This window comes from Streptomyces sp. AC627_RSS907, from assembly GCF_019049165.1.
Map to the genome: position 1 here is coordinate 1 of NZ_JAGMUE010000966.1, position 581 is coordinate 581.

General features: G+C 72.3%; 1 protein-coding gene. It reads right to left on the bottom strand.

Features of this window, described 5'->3' with window-relative positions; all coding sequences use genetic code 11:
• Nucleotides 1-128: 128 nt before the first annotated feature.
• Nucleotides 129-581: carboxymuconolactone decarboxylase family protein (locus tag KUM32_RS39695; protein ID WP_254406752.1), on the bottom strand; the 453-nt coding region annotated here is incomplete at its 5' end.

Below are 581 nucleotides of genomic sequence, written 5' to 3' on the forward strand. Positions count from 1 at the left end.
CGGCTGACGTGTGGGGTGGTCTCGGACAAACACCGGCGGGCGAGAGCGCGGCGTGTCAGCGTCGTGATCGCCCTGGCGCCGATGCCGACCGGCCAGCGCCGCGGTGGTGGGCGGAGCGCGGAACGTCGTCACCCCGCGGGGAACCGAGCGCCCCAGGGTTCCTCCTCCAGGAGGAGCCCGTTGGCCAGGTAGCTGATGGTGCGGTACCAGCCGATCAGGACGAGCAGTTCGAGTAGGTGAGCCTCTTCGTAGTGCCCGCGCAGGGCGTCCCAGGTGGACTGGGTGAGCTGGGTCGTGTCGTCCAGTTCGTCCACGGCGCGCAGCAGTGCCGTGTGGCGTGGTGACCATGGGGCACTGGCCGCCGCGTCGGGTCGGGTGGTGGCCCGGAGTTGCTCCGGGCTGAGTCCGGCCCGCGGCGCCAGGGTCGCGGCGTGGACGCCCCATTCGTAGGCGCAGCCGGATCGCGCGGTCACGCGGGCGATGACGAGCTCCCGGTCGACAGCGGGGAGCAGGCCATGGCCCAGCAGTCCGGCGCCGAGGGCGAACATGCGTGAGGCCAGCTCAGGGTTGCGGTGCAGCAC